14 protein-coding genes are annotated in these 13,480 nt (G+C 65.7%); 11 read left to right on the forward strand and 3 right to left on the reverse strand.

Annotated elements, in window-relative coordinates:
* The first annotated feature begins 137 nt into the window (after window positions 1-137).
* From BLT71_RS04390 to BLT71_RS04410, 5 genes are all read left to right on the forward strand, one after another.
* Window positions 138-1,424, forward strand: a complete 1,287-nt coding sequence (locus tag BLT71_RS04390) for an ABC transporter substrate-binding protein (RefSeq protein ID WP_091717918.1) — start codon at window positions 138-140, stop codon at window positions 1,422-1,424.
* 6 nt (window positions 1,425-1,430) lie between these two features.
* A complete protein-coding gene (locus BLT71_RS04395; RefSeq protein WP_091717920.1) occupies window positions 1,431-2,468 on the forward strand; it encodes a carbohydrate ABC transporter permease in 1,038 nt (345 codons plus the stop codon).
* The gene (locus BLT71_RS04400) at window positions 2,465-3,361 is read left to right on the forward strand and encodes a carbohydrate ABC transporter permease (protein WP_091717922.1); all 897 of its coding nucleotides are present in this window, start codon (window positions 2,465-2,467) and stop codon (window positions 3,359-3,361) included. The genes BLT71_RS04395 and BLT71_RS04400 overlap by 4 nt, the downstream gene beginning before the upstream one ends.
* Entirely contained in the window at window positions 3,358-3,606 is a 249-nt protein-coding gene (locus tag BLT71_RS04405) for a hypothetical protein (protein ID WP_091717924.1), read from the forward strand. The genes BLT71_RS04400 and BLT71_RS04405 overlap by 4 nt, the downstream gene beginning before the upstream one ends.
* 127 nt (window positions 3,607-3,733) lie before the next feature.
* Window positions 3,734-4,786, forward strand: coding sequence for a LacI family DNA-binding transcriptional regulator (locus tag BLT71_RS04410; RefSeq protein ID WP_091717926.1), 1,053 nt, complete (start codon window positions 3,734-3,736; stop codon window positions 4,784-4,786).
* Between the two features lie 44 nt (window positions 4,787-4,830).
* Here the strand turns inward: BLT71_RS04410 and BLT71_RS04415 are convergent, their stop codons facing one another.
* Together BLT71_RS04415 and BLT71_RS04420 are read right to left on the reverse strand one after the other, a co-directional pair.
* The gene (locus BLT71_RS04415; RefSeq protein ID WP_091717928.1) at window positions 4,831-5,724 is read right to left on the reverse strand and encodes a hypothetical protein; all 894 of its coding nucleotides are present in this window, start codon (window positions 5,722-5,724) and stop codon (window positions 4,831-4,833) included.
* Window positions 5,725-5,758: 34 nt separating this feature from the next.
* The gene (locus BLT71_RS04420) at window positions 5,759-6,565 is read right to left on the reverse strand and encodes an exodeoxyribonuclease III (RefSeq protein ID WP_091717930.1); all 807 of its coding nucleotides are present in this window, start codon (window positions 6,563-6,565) and stop codon (window positions 5,759-5,761) included.
* A 196-nt stretch (window positions 6,566-6,761) separates the two neighbouring features.
* Between BLT71_RS04420 and BLT71_RS04425 the strand changes: the two genes are divergently transcribed.
* The 4 genes from BLT71_RS04425 to BLT71_RS04440 are packed head-to-tail and all read left to right on the forward strand — an operon-like array spanning window position 6,762 to window position 11,101.
* Window positions 6,762-8,261, forward strand: coding sequence for a CoA-acylating methylmalonate-semialdehyde dehydrogenase (locus BLT71_RS04425; protein ID WP_091717932.1), 1,500 nt, complete (start codon window positions 6,762-6,764; stop codon window positions 8,259-8,261).
* The gene (locus BLT71_RS04430) at window positions 8,261-9,376 is read left to right on the forward strand and encodes an enoyl-CoA hydratase/isomerase family protein (protein ID WP_091717934.1); all 1,116 of its coding nucleotides are present in this window, start codon (window positions 8,261-8,263) and stop codon (window positions 9,374-9,376) included. Before BLT71_RS04425 ends, BLT71_RS04430 begins: the two co-directional genes overlap by 1 nt.
* Complete coding sequence (gene mmsB / locus BLT71_RS04435) at window positions 9,369-10,328, forward strand: 3-hydroxyisobutyrate dehydrogenase (RefSeq protein WP_091717936.1); 960 nt, start codon at window positions 9,369-9,371, stop codon at window positions 10,326-10,328. The genes BLT71_RS04430 and mmsB overlap by 8 nt, the downstream gene beginning before the upstream one ends.
* On the forward strand, window positions 10,325-11,101 hold the full coding sequence (locus BLT71_RS04440; protein ID WP_091717938.1) for an enoyl-CoA hydratase: 777 nt from the start codon (window positions 10,325-10,327) through the stop codon (window positions 11,099-11,101). Before mmsB ends, BLT71_RS04440 begins: the two co-directional genes overlap by 4 nt.
* On the opposite strand, the gene BLT71_RS04445 is transcribed toward BLT71_RS04440, so the two are convergent.
* Entirely contained in the window at window positions 11,088-12,062 is a 975-nt protein-coding gene (locus BLT71_RS04445; protein WP_091717940.1) for an NAD(P)/FAD-dependent oxidoreductase, read from the reverse strand. The genes BLT71_RS04440 and BLT71_RS04445 overlap by 14 nt on opposite strands.
* Before the next feature lie 66 nt (window positions 12,063-12,128).
* Here BLT71_RS04445 and BLT71_RS04450 point away from each other — a divergent pair, with 66 nt between their 5' ends.
* Together BLT71_RS04450 and BLT71_RS04455 are read left to right on the forward strand one after the other, a co-directional pair.
* A complete protein-coding gene (locus BLT71_RS04450; protein ID WP_091717942.1) occupies window positions 12,129-12,725 on the forward strand; it encodes a helix-turn-helix domain-containing protein in 597 nt (198 codons plus the stop codon).
* A 97-nt stretch (window positions 12,726-12,822) separates the two neighbouring features.
* On the forward strand, window positions 12,823-13,476 hold the full coding sequence (locus tag BLT71_RS04455) for a DedA family protein (protein WP_091717944.1): 654 nt from the start codon (window positions 12,823-12,825) through the stop codon (window positions 13,474-13,476).
* Window positions 13,477-13,480 lie beyond the last annotated feature (4 nt).

Here is a 13,480-nt window from a genome sequence, read left to right on the forward strand (position 1 = left end):
GGTTCCCCTTAGATAACTTTTTGATGTAAACGCTTGCATGAACCGCAGCAACCTTACTAGTGTGACAGGCACCACATCAACCTCACCAACAACCGCACTGTCGACTTACTTGTCTCTCAGCGAGGAGCTTCAAGCCAATGAAAACCCCTAGATTCCTTCTGCCGGTTGCCACGGCCGGCGTTCTGGCCCTTTCCCTGTCCGCCTGTGCCGGCGGAGGAGGTGGCGGAACCTCGGGCGACGGCAGCGACGCTGAAGCCAACCTCGACAGCCGGGGCCCCATCACGTACGTGCAGGGCAAGGACAACAGCAACGTTGTCCGTCCGCTGATCGAAAAGTGGAACGCCGCGCACCCGGACGAAAAGGTCACCTTCAAGGAGCAGACCGACAACGCCGACCAGCAGCACGATGACCTGGTGCAGAACTTCCAGGCAAAGAACGCTGACTACGACGTAGCCAGCGTGGATGTCGTGTGGACGGCCGAGTTCGCCGCCAAGGGCTGGCTGCAGCCGCTCAAGGACAAGATGGCCATCGACACCAAGGGCATGCTGGAGCCCACCATCGAGGCAGGCTCCTACAAGGGCACTCTCTACGCAGCTCCCGTCTCCTCCGACGGCGGCATCCTGTACTACCGCAAGGACCTGGTGCCCACGCCGCCGAAGACCTGGGACGAGATGATGGGCATGTGCTCCATCGCCAAGCAGAACAACATGGGCTGCTACGCCGGGCAGTTCAAGCAGTATGAGGGCCTCACCGTCAACGCCTCGGAAGCAATCAACTCCGCCGGTGGATCCGTCCTCGACAAGGACGGCAAGCCGAACCTGAACACCCCCGAGGCCGAAGCGGGCCTGAACAACCTGGTGAAGGCCTTCAAGGACGGAAACATCCCGGCTGAAGCCATCACCTACCAGGAAGAGGAAAGCCGCCGTGCCTTCCAGGACGGCAAGCTCCTGTTCCTGCGCAACTGGCCCTACGTCTACAACCTGGCAACCACTGAAGGTTCCTCCAAGGTCAAGGACGTTCTGGGCATGGCAGCCCTTCCGGGCAAGGACGGCCCCGGCGCTTCCTCCCTCGGTGGCCACAGCGCAGCCGTCAGCGTCTACTCCGACCACAAGGCCACGTCCCTGGACTTCGTGAAGTTCCTGGTGCAGGAAGAACAGCAGAAGTTCTTCGCAACCCAGGGTTCGCTGGCCCCGGTCCTCGGTGACCTGTACCAGGACCAGGAACTGGTTGCCAAGCTGCCGTACCTGCCGGTGCTCAAGACCTCCATCGAGAATGCTGTTCCCCGGCCGGTAACCCCGTTCTACCCTGCAGTCACCAAGGCCATCCAGGACAACGCCTACGCGGCGCTGAAGGGTGAAAAGCCCGCCAAGGATGCGCTCTCCGACATGCAGAAGTCCATCGAGACCGCCGGCGCAGGATCGTAACAAGCCATGGCTACCGAATTGGGCCCGACGCCGGTCAAGCAGCCGGCGTCGGGCGCCGCCCCGGCCCATCACGGGCCTAAAGGGGTAGGCGAAGACAACAGGATTGCCAGCCAGGGCCGGTGGGCCACTTGGCTGCTGGCGCCGACTGTCGTCGCGCTGGCCATCGTGATCGTGTACCCGATCATCAGCGCGCTCGTGATGTCCTTCCAGAAGGACGCCGGGCTCGATCCCGTCACGGGTCTTTTCACGGATGGCGGCGCGGCCGGCATCCAGAATTATGTGAACTGGCTGGGGCAGCAGTGTGCCGCCCAGGGTGGCGGAACGGTGGCTTGCCCGCCGGGCACCCTCGGAGGCCAGTTCTGGTCCGCGACAGCCACCACCTTCTTCTTCACCGTGGTGACTGTCGCCTTGGAGACCGTCCTGGGGTTCTGGATGGCCATGATCATGGCTCGGACCTTCAAGGGACGCAGCCTGGTCCGCGCAGCCGTCCTGGTGCCGTGGGCCATTCCCACCGCCGTCACCGCGCAGCTGTGGCTGTTCATGTTCGACTTCAACGGCATCATCAACAAGCTGTTCAACGTCTCCATTCTGTGGACGGGCAGCGAGTGGCCCGCCAAATGGGCGGTCATCATCGCCGATACCTGGAAAACCACGCCCTTTATGGCGCTGCTGATCCTGGCCGGCCTGCAGATGATTCCGGCCGAGGTTTACGAGGCATCAAAGGTGGACGGTGCCAGTGCCTGGCAGCGCTTCCGCCTGATCACGCTGCCCCTGGTCAAGCCCGCGCTGATGGTCGCCATCCTGTTCCGTACCCTTGACGCGCTGAGGATGTTCGACCTTCCGTACATCCTCACCGGCGGTGCCAACAACACCACCACACTGTCCATCCTGGTGATCAACCAGATCAGGCAAGGGTTCAACTCAGCGGCGGCGTTGTCCACCATTACGTTCGTCATCATCTTCCTGGTGGCGTTCATTTTCGTCCGGTTCCTGGGCGCCAACGTGGTGGAACAGAGCGGCGCAACCGGTAAGGGGAAGAAATGACAACCGCAAGTGCTCCCGCCGGAGTGCGGCTGGACCAGAACGCCGCACGCAAGACCGCCCAAAACCGGGAAAGGTGGGCGAGTGCCAGGACGTACATCAGTGCCGCCGTCATCCTGATCTGGTGCCTGGCGCCCGCCTACTGGATGGTGGTGACGGCGTTCCGCGAGGTGGGCTTCACCTATGACACCACTCCGTGGCCAACCCACGTCACGCTGGACAACTTCCTGACTGCCTTCGACACATCGTTTGGCAACAAGTTCGGCCAGGCGCTGCTGAACAGCATCATCATCGGCGTCACTGTCACTGTGGTGTCGCTCGTCATCGGCGTTTTTGCCGCGTACGCGCTTGCAAGGCTCAACTTCCGGTTCAAGTACCTGGTACTGGGCTTCATCCTGGGCGCCTCGATGTTCCCGGGTGTTGCCCTTATCACCCCGCTGTTCCAGCTCTTTACGAACATTGGCTGGATGGGTACCTACCAGGCGCTGATCATTCCGAACATCTCGTTCGTCCTGCCGCTGACCGTCTATACGCTGACGTCCTTCTTCCGTGAGATGCCCTGGGAGTTGGAGGAGTCTGCACGCGTGGACGGTTGCACGCAGGGACAGGCATTCCGCAAGGTGATCATGCCGCTGGCGGCTCCGGCCATCTTTACAACGGCCATCCTGGCGTTCATCTCCTCCTGGAATGAATTCCTGATTGCCAGCCAGCTGTCGAACGAACGGACCCAGCCGGTTACCGTTGCAATCGCCAGCTTCGCGGGTGCGCAGCCGAACCAGATCCCCTACACGGCCATCATGGCCGCAGGCACCATCGTCACCATTCCCCTGGTGATCCTGGTGCTGGTCTTCCAGCGCAAGATTGTTGCCGGCCTGACGGCAGGTGCAGTCAAGTGATGGGCGACGCTTCCCGCTCCCGGGCTCCGGGAGCGGGAAGCACCCGCCGCCGCGTCCGTTCGGGCGAAGACTTCGACATCATCATCGGGTTCCTCGGCTTCTGGGCCCTGGTCCTGCTGGTGGTCACTGTCTGGATGGAAGTGACGGCGCAACCCGCCCTGGGCTGGGCCTTGGGCCTGCTGGCAACCCTCCTGGCGCTCTACGGCATGATCCGCCTCCGCAGGAAACTTCCGGACCGCAGGTAATCGGTCACAGAACGGGGGATGTCCCGCGCGGTTAGCACCGCATCCACGCAGAATGCGAAAATACGAAGTCTTGGGGGTAACGCAGGGCGAACAGCCTTACGCTGCAAGGAGTTATTGAGGGGACACCGTGGCACGCACAACAGAGAGATCCCAGCGGGGCGGCCATAACGGTGTCAGTATCGAGGACGTTGCCGCCGCAGCCGGTGTATCAACTGCCACGGTGTCCCGGGCCGTACGGGGCCTGCCCCGGGTTTCGCCGGCCACCCGCGAGAAGATCCTGGAGGTCGCAACAAACCTCGGCTACGTGGCGTCGTCCTCGGCCTCGGGCCTCGCCACGGGGAGGACCAAAACCATTGGTGTGCTGGCCCCGTTCGTGAGCCGCTGGTTCTTTTCCAAGGCCATCGAAGGGGCCGACCGGGAACTCCATGCCCGGCAGTACAACCTCTCGCTGTTCAATCTGGGCGGCCACGGCAGCAACCGGGAACGGCTCTTCAGCAAGACCATGGTCTACAAGCAGATCGACGCCCTGCTGGTCCTTTGTATGGCACTGACCCCGGAAGAGCTGGACCACCTGCAAAAAATCGACATCCCCCTGGTGGTGGTGGGCGGGCATGTCGAGGAGTGCGCCTACATCGGCATCGATGATTACGCGGCTGCTTCCACAGCTGTCCGGCATCTGATCGAGCTCGGCCACCGGGACATCGCCCTCCTCCATGGGGACGACGAAACGGACCTGAATTTCGATGTTCCCCGGGTTCGCATCCTGGCCTTCAGGGACGTGATGACGGCCGCCGGCCTGAAGATCCGCCCTGAATGGGACGAATGGGGAGACTTCACCGTCCGCAGCGGGCAGGAAGCCTTCCGGCGGCTGTGGTCCGGGTCCGAGGCCAAACCCACCGCAATCTTCTGCGCCTCGGACGAGATGGCCATGGGCGTCATCTTCGAGGCCGCCCGGCTCGGCGTCAACGTACCGGCGGACCTGTCAGTGGTGGGCATCGACAACCACGACTTCGCCGAAGCCATGGGCCTGACCACGGTGGGGCAGCGGCCGGACGAGCAGGCCGAGCTGGCCACCAAGATGCTTCTCGATGAACTGGACGGACAGGAAGGGGCGGTGCAGTCCGCCGTCGCGCCGCATGAACTGATGGTCCGAAGGACCACGGCGCCGCCCCTGCATTGAGCCGTCCCCGGCCGTAACGCCCGGACGGGGAAGGACGCTGGAACTCAGGAGGCGCGGGCCAACTGCCGGATGGGAATCCAGCGCGAGGCCAGCCGCCGGTAGGCCGCAGCCGCACCGGTCATGTCGCCCTCAGCAAGGCATTCGATGCCGAGCCTTATGTCCGTGGGGGAGTCGTCCGGGTAGACCTTGTCCGCCACGGATCCGTAGTCCAGTTCAATCATCGACTCCACATGGAACTGCTCCAGCCATTCGGTCAGCTGCGCAAGGTCATCCAGCATGTCGAGGTCCGGGGCGGCCAGCGCAAGGTTGGCGACGGCGTAGCGGGCACGTTCCAGCGCATCGGTAATTGACGCCCACACCCGGACGGTGACGATCCGGCCGGCGGCCTCCACAACGTCCTTGTGGTCCGACTCCATGAACAGCGAAAACCAGCTGAAGGGGATGCCCCACGTGGACGCCCTGGTGTGCACCCGGGTGGAACCGTCCCGCGCCTTGACCAGGTCTATGCGTTCCTGGTGCCTGTCCCGCTGTTCTTCGGGGATCAGCAGTTCCGCGAGCGGGCCGTGGATCCCTTCCATCAGTGCATTCGCGGCCAGCCCGGCACGGAGCACCAGCTGGCTGGGGCAATACAGGAGTTCCGGCTCGGCCTCTGTGCCGCTGTCGCCGTCAGCGGTCCCCCCGGGCTGGGCGGCCGGGGCGGCGGTGACCCGCACCAGATCGGTGCGGCCGGTGGGAAACGGATCACCGCCGGGGCGGGTGATGCGTCCCAGCGAGGCGAGGAGTTCGGCGTTCTCGACGGCGGCACGTGAGGCAGTGCGCGCCCCGGCCGCCTGGATGGCTTTCCGCTGTTCCTGCGGGAACGCGTCCAGGGGTTCGTAAACGCGGAGGGTGGAGGAAAACGGCAGGCCTGCCTGGCCCCGGTAGAGGTTGCCCGTCACTGCGGTCTCCTTGGCTGGGTCCAGGACGTTGTCATTAGTCCGCCAGTTCCACCAGGACGGGGGCGTGGTCCGATGCGCCCTTGCCTTTGCGCTCTTCCCGGTCGATGGAGGCGCCGGTGACCCGGGCGGCCAAAGCCTTCGAGGCCAGGACGAAGTCGATCCGCATGCCTTCCTTCTTGGGGAAGCGCAGCTGGGTGTAGTCCCAGTAGGTGTAGACGCCGGGGCCGGGAGTGTACGGCCGGACGACGTCGGTGAAACCGGCCGTCTCGAAGGCGTGGAACGCCTCCCGCTCCGGTGGACTGACGTGGGTGTACCGGTTGTTGACGAAGAGGTCAATGTCCCAGACGTCGTCGTCGAAGGGGGCGATGTTCCAGTCACCCATCAGTGCCACCTGGGCCTCGGGATTCTCCGTCACCAGGCCCTGGGCGTGGGTCTTCAGGCTCTCGAGCCACTTGAGCTTGTAGGGCATGTGTTCGTCATCCAGGGAGCGGCCATTGGGGATGTACAGGCTCCAGATCCGGACGCCGCCGCAGGTGGCGGCCATGGCGCGGGCTTCCTGCACCGGGTCCTTGCCCGCCTTGCCGAAGGCCGGCTGGTCCAGGAACGTGCGCTCCACGTCCTCCAGCCCTACCCGGGAGGCGATGGCCACACCGTTCCACTGGTTCACGCCGAAGTGGGCCACCTCGTAGCCCATGCGTTCGAAGAGCTCCCAGGGAAAGTTGTCGTCCTTGCACTTCGTTTCCTGGATGGCCAGGACGTCGCAGTCGCTGCGCTGGAGCCAGGCTTCAACACGGTCGGCGCGGGCACGGAGCGAGTTCACATTCCAGGTAGCTATCTTCACGCTCCCTAACTTACCGTGGCTGCCGCACCGCACGTAAAGCAGCCGGTGAAGCCCGAGCGGCGGCCCCCGGGCACACCGGAGCGGGTCGAAGCCGCCGGGTCAGAGGCGATGGAATTTAGTAGGAAGTCCGAGTATATTCGCAACCACAATGACCTGGGTCACTAAAGCCGGATCACATGCGAAGGGGCATCCAGCCATGGTGCGCGAGCTTTCCCACTACATCGGCGGCCGCCATGCCGGCGGAACCTCCGGACGGTTTGGTGACGTCTTCGACCCCTGCACCGGCGACGTGCAGGCCCGCCTGCCGCTTGCGGACCGGGACGAAGTGCAGGCAGCGGTGGCTGCCGCCGCGGAGGCGCAGCCGGACTGGGCGGCATTGAACCCCCAGCGGCGGGGCCGGATCCTGCTGAAGTTCGTGGACCTGGTGAACCGGAACATGGACGAATTGGCCAGGCTGCTGTCGTCCGAACACGGCAAAACCCTGGCCGACTCCATCGGTGACATCCAACGTGGACTGGAGGTGGTGGAGTTTGCCGCCGGAGCGCCGCACCTGCTCAAGGGCGAGTTCTCCAGCGACGCCGGGCAGGGCATTGACATCCATTCGCTGCGCCAGCCGCTGGGCGTGGTTGCCGGCATCACGCCCTTCAACTTTCCCGCGATGATCCCGCTCTGGAAGTCCGGCCCCGCCCTCGCTGCGGGCAACGCTTTTGTGCTCAAACCTTCGGAAAGGGACCCTTCGGTGCCGCTGCGGCTCGCGGAACTGTACAGCGAAGCAGGTGTTCCTGATGGTGTCTTCAGCGTGGTGAACGGGGACAAGGAGGCCGTTGACGCCCTCCTTGAGGATCCCCGGGTGAAAGCCGTCGGTTTCGTGGGTTCCACACCCATCGCCCAATACATCTACGCCACGGCGGCCGCCCATGGAAAGCGGGCCCAGTGCTTCGGCGGGGCCAAGAACCACATGGTGGTGATGCCGGATGCCGATTTGGACCAGGCGGCGGATGCCCTCATCGGTTCAGGCTACGGCTCGGCAGGAGAACGCTGCATGGCCATTTCGGTGGCCGTGCCGGTGGGTCCGGACACCGCTGACCGGTTGGTGGCCAGGCTGGAAGAACGCGTCCGGAAACTCACGGTGGGCCACAGCCTCGACGCGGGCTCGGACTTCGGGCCAGTGGTGTCAGCAGCCGCCAAGGACCGCATCGAGGGACTCATCAGTTCAGGCGTGGACGACGGCGCCACCCTCCTCGCCGACGGACGCGGACTCACTGTCGACGGCTACCCCGGCGGCTTCTGGGTGGGCCCGGCGCTTTTCGACCACGTCACCCCGGACATGGCCATCTACCGCAACGAAATTTTTGGCCCGGTACTCAGCGTGGTCCGCGCCGCGACCTACGACGACGCTCTCCGGCTCTGTACCGATAACCCGTTCGGGAACGGCGTGGCCATCTTCACACGTGACGGCGATTCCGCCCGGGACTTCGCCACCAGGGTGGATGTGGGCATGGTGGGGGTCAACGTTCCCATTCCGGTGCCGTTGGCCTATTACACGTTCGGCGGCTGGAAGGCCTCCGGATTCGGGGACCTGAACCAGCACGGCGCGGACGCCTTCCGCTTCTATACCAAGACCAAAACGGTCACCACACGGTGGCCCTCGGGAATACGCCACGGAGCCAGCTTCGTGATGCCGGAAGGAAGCTGATGACGGAAACGGCCGCCGCCCCTGAAGCGGAAGTGCTTTTCACCCGGCGCGGCAAGCTGGCGGTGGCAACGCTCAACCGGCCCAAGGCGGTCAACGCACTCACCGCCGGGATGGTTGAGGCACTGCTGCGGCAGCTCACCGAATGGGCGGAGGACGGCAGCGTCAGCACGGTCCTGGTGCAGGGCGCCGGCGGCCGGGGTTTGTGCGCCGGGGGAGATATCGTGGCGATTTACCGCGACATTCTCCGCGGCGGAGACGATACCGCGGACTTCTGGCAGGCCGAGTACCGGCTGAATCACCTGATCTCCCGGTACCCGAAGCCCTACGTCGCGCTGATGGACGGGCTGGTGTTGGGCGGCGGCGTGGGAATCTCGGCGCACGGCTCGGTCCGCGTGGTCACCGAGCGGACCAGGACCGGGATGCCTGAGACAACCATTGGGTTTGCGCCCGACGTCGGCGGGACGCTTTTGCTGGCCCGCGCACCAGGGGAGGCGGGAACCCATGCAGCCCTCACCGGCGCCCACCTCGACGGTGCGGACGCACTGTTCCTTGGCCTGGCGGACCACTACGTTCCGTCCGGCAGGCTCGACGAACTCACGGCAGCGCTGGAAAACGAAACCCCGGAAGACGCCGTCGGACGCTTTGCCGTGGACCCGCCGCCGTCCGGACTTGCCGGGCAGCGGCAGTGGATCGACAGCTGCTACGACTCTGCAGACGCGGAAGAAATCGTGGGGCGGCTGCGGGCGTGGACCGGAGACGGCAGCGCCGATGCGTCACACACCGCGGACACCATCGAGGCGAAGTCCCCCACCTCCGTCAAGGTCACCCTGGCGTCGCTGCGGCGGGTGGCGGGGACACCGCTGGACCACGCGCTGGCCCAGGAATACCGGGTGGGGCTGCGGTTCCTGGCGGCACCCGATTTCCGCGAAGGCATCCGGGCGCAGGTGGTGGACAAGGACCGCGCCCCGCACTGGAAGCCGCCCACCCTGGCAGAAGTATCGCCGGAGCAGGTTGAACGCTTCTTCAGGCCGCTCGGCAGCAGGGAACTGGACCTCGGAACAGGTCCGGAGCATGGGCCGGAGGCGGCACAACAAGAGGAGGCGGACCATGCCTGACACCTACACCGTGGCGTTCCTGGGGCTCGGCCACATGGGCGGACCGATGGCAGTGAACCTGGTCAGGGCCGGGCACCGGGTGGCGGGGTACGACGTAGTGCCGGCTGCCGTGGACGCGGCCCGCTCCGCCGGTGTCCCGGTTGTCGGAAGTGTTGCCAAGGCTGTGTCGGACGCGGACGTGGTACTCACCATGTTCCCCAGCGGCCAGCACGTCCTGGACGCCTACCGCGGTACCGGGGGCCAGCCGGGACTGCTGGCACTGGCAGCACCGGGAACCATGTTCCTGGACTGTTCCACCATCAATGTCGACGAAGCCAGGGAGGCGGCGCAGCTGGCGCTCGGTGCCGGGCACCGGTCCGTGGATGCTCCCGTGTCCGGCGGCGTGGTGGGCGCGGAGGCCGGAACGCTCACCTTCATGGTGGGCGGTGAAGAGGACGACTTCCACGCCGTCAGGCCGCTCCTCGACGTCATGGGCAAGCGCATCGTCCACTGCGGAGCCCACGGGGCCGGCCAGGCGGCGAAGGTATGCAACAACCTGATCCTGGGCGTCTCAATGATCGCCGTCAGCGAGGCCTTTGTCCTCGGCGAGAAGCTGGGGCTGAGCCACCAGGCGCTGTTCGACGTCGCCTCCGCCGCGTCCGGACAATGCTGGGCCCTGACCACCAACTGCCCGGTGCCCGGCCCGGTTCCCACCAGTCCGGCCAACCGCGATTACCAGCCGGGATTCGCCGGCGCGCTGATGGCCAAGGACCTCAACCTTGCCCTCAACGCCCTGCACAGCACCGGAGTGGCCGGCCGGATGGGCCCGCTTGCCGCAGAAATTTACGATACGTTTGCCGCGGAAGGCGGCGCCGGCCAGGACTTTTCCGCGATCATCAACGACATCCGCGAAAAATCCGGCCCCGCACCGCACAAGACCGCAACAGCGCACGACGACGGGAGTCCTGAATGACGGAGTACGCCAACATCCTGGTGGAACAGCACGGCAGGGTGGGGCTGGTGACGCTTAACCGGCCCCAGGCGCTGAATGCACTGAACAAAGCCACCATGGAGGAACTGGTGCACGCCGTCAGCGCCATGGACGCTGACCCCGGAACCGGCGCCGTGGTGATCACCGGCTCCGGGAAGGCCTTCGCGGCCGGCGCCGACATTAAGGAAATGGCCGCCCAGGGCTACATGGACATGTACGCCGCGGACTGGTTCCGCGGCTGGGAGGACTTCACCAGGCTCCGTATCCCCACCATTGCTGCTGTCTCCGGGTTTGCCCTGGGTGGCGGCTGCGAACTGGCCATGATGTGCGATCTGCTCATCGCCGGGGACAACGCCAAGTTTGGCCAGCCCGAAATCAACCTCGGCGTCCTTCCCGGCATGGGCGGCTCGCAGCGGCTCACCCGCGCCGTGGGCAAGGCCAAGGCCATGGACCTGATCCTCACCGGGCGGTTCATCGGGGCCGAGGAAGCCGAGCGGTCCGGCCTGGTGTCCCGCGTGGTACCCGCCGAGGACGTGGTGGCCGAGGCCCTCAAAGCGGCCGAAGTCATTGCCGGCAAGTCAAAGCCGGTGGCGATGGCTGCCAAGGAGGCCGTGAACGCCGCCTTCGAAACCGGGCTGGCCCAGGGTGTCGTGTTCGAGCGCCGGCTCTTCCACTCCCTGTTCGCCACCGAGGACCAGAAGGAAGGCATGGCGGCGTTCACGGAAAAGCGCGAACCGGAATTCAAACACCGGTAACGGCCAGCGACTCCCGGTAGGCGGCGAGGTCGCGGGCCATCTCCCCGGCCATCAGGGAGTTGTTGATCATCACGGCGGTCCACGACGCTGCAGCGGCGGATGCCAGGACCTGTGCCCTCACGTCCGTGACGTTGCCGGCAGCCCAGACTCCGGGCACCGTCGTTGCGCCTTCGGCATCGGTTTCCAGGTAGTCCCCGATGCCCATTGGATGCGGAACCGCCGTCAGGCCAAGGCCGGCGAACGCGTCAAGGCGGGCGTGCACCCGGGTACCCACCACGACGGCGTCCACGGCCACCTCCGGGCCGCCCGCCAGCACCACGGCCTTGAGCGCATCGCCGTGGACCCGCACGGTCTCGACGGCGCCGGGAACCACCTTCACACCACGGGCAGCCAATTGCTCGAGTTCGTCTCCGGAGGGCTCCACCACGTCATTGAGGAACAGGGTGATGCTGCTGCACCATTGCCGGAACAGCAGGGCCTGGTGCACAGACCACGGGCCGGTGCCCACTACGCCGATGGCCTGGTCCCGGACCTCCCATCCATGGCAGAACGGACAGTGCAGCACGTCCCGGCCCCATCGCTCGCGCAACCCCGGGATGTCCGGCAGTTCGTCCACCAGGCCCGTGGTGATCAGGAGTCGCCGCCCGCGAAGCCGCCTGCCGTCGTCGAGCGTTACCTCGAAACCCTGCTCCACGCCGCCTCCGGCAGCCACCACCGTGCCGTTGATGATGTCCGCGCCATAGTGCCGCGCCTGGTCGCGGCCAGTGGCGAGGAGTTCTGCCGGGCTGATCCCGTCGCGTGACAGGAAGCCGTGCACGCCGTGCGCCGGGGCATTGCGGGGCTCACCGCTGTCCACCACCGCCACCCGCCGCCGGGTCCGGCCCAGCATCAGCGCGGCGCTCAGGCCGGCGGCCCCGCCGCCAACAACCAGCACATCGTAAAAGGAGTTCTGTTCAGTCATGCATCCATCGTCTTTCCCGCGCCAATGCTCTGGCAAAGTATTTTGCCGGTATGGCAAAATTCTCGGATGGATGAAAACCTCGACGACGTCCTCGCCGCCGTTGGCCCGCGGCTGAAGGCTTTACGCCTGCGCAGGGACGTCACGCTGACGGCGCTCGCAGCCGCCACGGGCATTTCCGTCAGCACGCTTTCCAGGCTCGAATCGGGCCAGCGGCGGCCTAACCTCGAACTCCTGCTTCCTCTCGCGCAAGCCCACCAGGTACCCCTCGATGAGTTGGTCGGCGCCCCGGCCACGGGGGATCCCCGCGTCCACCTGCGGCCCATCACCGCCTACGGCATGACCATCATTCCGCTCACCCGCAAGCCCGGCGGCATCCAGGCCTACAAGCACATCGTTCCCGCCGGGCCGGTGGAGGAACCCAACCCGCAGGTCCACGAGGGCTACGAATGGCTCTACGTGCTGAACGGCAAGCTGCGGATGGTCCTGGGCGCCCGCGACCTGGTCCTGGGGGCGGGCGAAGCAGTGGAATTCGATACCCGGGTGCCGCACTGGTTCGGCCGGGCCGACGGCCAGGCCGTGGAGTTCCTGAGCCTGTTCGGCTCCCAAGGCGAGCGCATGCACATCCGGGCCCGTCCTGCGGCCGGAAAATCCCCAGGGACGTAGCCCCCGCCGCGCTGCCAGCGGGCGTTCAGGTCCGTACGGTAGACAGGACCAGCAGGAATACGGTCGCGGAACGCGGTGGAAATCGGGGGAGCAGCTTATGTGGGCAACAGCGGCAGATGGAACGGGTGCAGCGGAGGGTCTGGGCGGGCTGGTGGGTGCAGCGGCCCAGGTGATAGAAAACCTCGGTGAATGGGGCGTTGGCGCCTTCACCCTCGCCGAAACCGTGGTCCCGCCCATTCCCAGCGAAGTGATCCTGCCGCTGGCCGGATATCTGGCCAAGCAGGGCTCCTTGAACCTGGGGCTCATCCTCGTCACCAGTACGCTGGGTGCCTACCTCGGAGCCCTCCTCCTGTACTGGCTCGGCGCCAAGCTGGGGCTGGAACGGTCCATCCGCGGCCTGTCGAAGCTGCCGCTGGTAGACCGTGAGGACTTCGAAAAGGCTGCAGGATGGTTCACCCGGCACGGTAAGTCTTCGATCTTCTTTGGCCGGCTCCTGCCCGGCGTCCGCAGCCTGATCTCGCTTCCTGCCGGCGCCGCGGCGATGCCGCTCCTCACCTTTTCCACCTTTACCCTGGCCGGCAGCGCACTGTGGAACGGAGCGCTGATCGGGTTCGGGTACCTGCTGGGAACGCAGTACCACCTGATCGAGGGCTACTCGAAGTACCTGAACTACGCCGTCTACGCCGCCCTCGCCATCACCCTGGCCTGGCTGGTGGTCCGCCGGGTGAAGCGGGCCAAGGTAAGCCGCTGACAGC

The organism is Pseudarthrobacter equi (assembly GCF_900105535.1).
Lineage (GTDB): Bacteria > Actinomycetota > Actinomycetes > Actinomycetales > Micrococcaceae > Arthrobacter > Arthrobacter equi.

Bases quoted from the DNA above. Each gene is read 5' to 3' on its own strand.
- BLT71_RS04430 (WP_091717934.1), top strand. From the start codon at position 8,261: ATGACGGAAACGGCCGCCGCCCCTGAAGCGGAAGTGCTTTTCACCCGG.
- BLT71_RS04440 (WP_091717938.1), top strand. From the start codon at position 10,325: ATGACGGAGTACGCCAACATCCTGGTGGAACAGCACGGCAGGGTGGGG.
- BLT71_RS04425 (WP_091717932.1), top strand. From the start codon at position 6,762: ATGGTGCGCGAGCTTTCCCACTACATCGGCGGCCGCCATGCCGGCGGA.
- BLT71_RS04445 (WP_091717940.1), bottom strand. From the start codon at position 12,062: ATGACTGAACAGAACTCCTTTTACGATGTGCTGGTTGTTGGCGGCGGG.
- BLT71_RS04400 (WP_091717922.1), top strand. From the start codon at position 2,465: ATGACAACCGCAAGTGCTCCCGCCGGAGTGCGGCTGGACCAGAACGCC.
- BLT71_RS04450 (WP_091717942.1), top strand. From the start codon at position 12,129: ATGGATGAAAACCTCGACGACGTCCTCGCCGCCGTTGGCCCGCGGCTG.
- BLT71_RS04455 (WP_091717944.1), top strand. From the start codon at position 12,823: ATGTGGGCAACAGCGGCAGATGGAACGGGTGCAGCGGAGGGTCTGGGC.
- BLT71_RS04390 (WP_091717918.1), top strand. From the start codon at position 138: ATGAAAACCCCTAGATTCCTTCTGCCGGTTGCCACGGCCGGCGTTCTG.
- mmsB (WP_091717936.1), top strand. From the start codon at position 9,369: ATGCCTGACACCTACACCGTGGCGTTCCTGGGGCTCGGCCACATGGGC.
- BLT71_RS04395 (WP_091717920.1), top strand. From the start codon at position 1,431: ATGGCTACCGAATTGGGCCCGACGCCGGTCAAGCAGCCGGCGTCGGGC.